This window comes from Frankia sp. CeRuru1, assembly GCF_977966315.1.
This window is the reverse complement of the sequence record NZ_CDWWEW010000518.1, coordinates 1-2,754: the sequence shown is the minus strand read 5'-3', so window position 1 is coordinate 2,754 and position 2,754 is coordinate 1. Positions and strand designations below refer to the sequence as shown.

The 2,754-nt window shown below is 71.0% G+C and carries 2 protein-coding genes; both read left to right on the top strand.

Annotated features, from left to right (window positions below; translation table 11 throughout):
* Positions 1–147 precede the first annotated feature (147 nt).
* The gene (gene wecB, locus AC08OP_RS23715; RefSeq protein ID WP_476616196.1) at positions 148–1,320 is read left to right on the top strand and encodes a non-hydrolyzing UDP-N-acetylglucosamine 2-epimerase; all 1,173 of its coding nucleotides are present in this window, start codon (positions 148–150) and stop codon (positions 1,318–1,320) included.
* 21 nt (positions 1,321–1,341) lie between these two features.
* A complete protein-coding gene (locus AC08OP_RS23710; protein WP_462202891.1) occupies positions 1,342–2,688 on the top strand; it encodes a nucleotide sugar dehydrogenase in 1,347 nt (448 codons plus the stop codon).
* Positions 2,689–2,754: the final 66 nt, after the last annotated feature.

The window sequence follows — 2,754 nt, the reverse complement described above, 5'->3', positions numbered from 1 at the left end:
GGATCGTTCCGGGGCCCGCTCGTGACCGGCGTATCGGCGGGTGGTGAGTCCGTCGCCGGTGTACCGGTGGATGGCCCGCCCTCGCCGCGGGCCCCGCTCGCGGCCACGCGCCGCCGGTCCGGACCGGTCCCGACGCTCGCCGAGCCCGTGCTCGTGCCGAGGCCGCACGCGGTGGTCGTGGCCGGGGCGCGACCGAACTTCATCAAGATCAAGCCGATTCTGGACGCCCTCGACGCGGAGGGTTTCCGGACCACGCTCGTGCACACCGGTCAGCACTATGACGAGGCGATGAGCGAGGTGTTCTTCGCCGATCTCGGGCTGCGTCCCCCTGACCATCACCTCGCGGCGGGATCGGGCTCCCACGCCGTGCAGACGGCCGCGGTCATGACGTCGTTCGAGCCGTTGCTCGACCGGCTCGTCCCGGAGATCGTCGTCGTGGTCGGCGATGTCAACTCAACTCTGGCCTGTGCGCTCGTCGCGGCGAAGGCGGGCGTGCCCGTCGCCCATGTGGAGGCGGGACTGCGCAGCGGTGACCGGTCCATGCCCGAGGAGATCAACCGCATTGTCACCGACCATGTGTGCGACCAGCTGTTCGCGACCTCACCGGACGCGGTGGAGCATCTGTACCGGGAGGGCCTGCCCCCCCGGGCGGTCCATCTCGTCGGCAACGTCATGGTGGACACCCTCCTGGCGTGCCGGGATGAGGCGCTGGGCCGGCCGACGCTGACCGAGCTCGGCCTGCACCCGGGCGGGTACGGCCTGGTGACCATGCACCGGCCCGCCAACGTCGACGATCCGGACGTGCTCGCCGGGCTGCTCGGGGCGCTCGGGGAGATCGCGGTGCGGTGCCCGCTGGTCTTCCCGGCGCATCCCCGTACGGCGGCGCGGCTGGCCGGGATGCTCCCCCCGGGGGTTCGGCTACTCGGGCCCGTGGGATATCTCGACTCCCTGGCGTTGCAGGCCGGGGCGCGTCTCGTGCTCACCGATTCCGGCGGCGTGCAGGAGGAGTCCACCGTGCTGGGAATACCGTGCCTGACGCTCCGCGACTCGACGGAACGTCCATTGACTGTTACCGAGGGTACCAACCGGGTGGTGGGTCGGGACCGGCGGGTGGTGGTCACGGCCGCGTTCGACACCCTGGAGCGGCCGCCTGCGCCCCGGCGTCCGGCCCTGTGGGACGGCCACGCCGCCCGCCGCATCGCGCGAATTCTGGCCCGGGTGGTCGCACCCCCGCCGGAACCGGGCCGTCCGGGCGCACCGGATCCGGAGATCCGTCCGCCGGCTCGGGACACAGTGAGCCACCTACCTCTCTCTATGTAAACAATCTGACACACTATGTGTATGACTTCGAAGAAACTGGTGGTCGTCGGGCAGGGATACGTCGGTCTCCCGCTCGCGATGCGGGCGGTCGATGTGGGTTGGCGGGTCGTCGGGGTGGACGTGGACGCGAGCCGTGTCGCCCAGCTGGCCGCCGCGCGGTCCTACGTCGAGGACATCCCCGATAGGCAGCTCGCGGCGGCGTTGGAGTCGGGCCGGTACGAGCCGACGTCGGACTACGCCCGCGCCGCGGGGTTCGACGTCGCGGTGGTCACCGTCCCCACCCCGTTGCGGGAGGGGGCTCCCGACCTGTCCTACATCGTGGGCGCGGCGCACAGCCTCGCGCCGCTGGTCCGGCCGGGCGTGACCGTGATCCTGGAGTCGACGACCTATCCGGGGACGACCGAGGAGCTGTTCGCCCCGCTGCTCACCGAGGGTTCCGGTCTGCACCCCGGTATCGACTTCCATCTCGGCTACTCGCCGGAGCGGATCGATCCGGGTAACCGGGTGTGGAACCTGGTGAACACCCCCAAGGTCATCTCCGGGGTGCACGAGGACTCCCTGGCGGCCGTGAGCGCCTTCTACGACACCGTGGTCGAGCGGACGGTTCCGGTCGGCTCGACCCGGACCGCCGAACTCACCAAACTGCTGGAGAACACCTTCCGGCATGTCAACATCGCGCTGGTGAACGAACTGGCGATGTTCGCGCACGAACTCGGCGTCGACGTGTGGGAGGCGATCGACGCGGCGTCCACCAAGCCGTTCGGGTACCTGCGGTTCACTCCCGGCCCGGGGGTCGGCGGCCACTGCCTGCCCATCGACCCGTCGTACCTGTCCTGGCGGGTGCGCCGCAGCCTCGGCCGCAGCTTCCGATTCGTCGAGCTCGCCAACGACATCAACGACCACATGCCCGACCACGTGGTGCGGCGGGTCACCGAGATGCTCAACGCCCGGCGACGGTCGGTCGCGGGCAGCCGCATCCTGCTGCTGGGACTTGCCTACAAGAAGAACACCGGGGATGCGCGCGAGTCGCCCGCGACGCGGGTCGCCACCCTGCTCGCTGACCTCGGTGCCCACGTGCGGGCGGCGGACCCGCACGTCGACGCGGCCCGGCTGCCGCCCCGGGTGACCCTGGTAGAGGTGGGTGCGGGGGAGCTCGCGACCGCGGATCTGGTGGTGCTCCTGGTCGACCACGACGCCTTCGACCGTGACCAGGTAGCGCGGCACGCCCGTGCGGTCCTCGACACCCGGCACTGGCTGCCCACGCACGACCGGGGCCGCCGGCCGGTGGCAGCCGGCGGGGGACACCCGGTGATACCGGCGCAGGTTGCGCGGCACGACGAGCTCGCGTTCGCCGTGGAACCCCTGTGACGCCCTCCCCACCCTCTGACGCCCTCGCACCCTCGCGGCGTCCCACATCTTCCCGTATCTTTATGT

Excerpts from the sequence above, each read along its gene's own strand:
- AC08OP_RS23710 (WP_462202891.1), top strand. The coding sequence starts at position 1,342 with ATGACTTCGAAGAAACTGGTGGTCGTCGGGCAGGGATACGTCGGTCTC.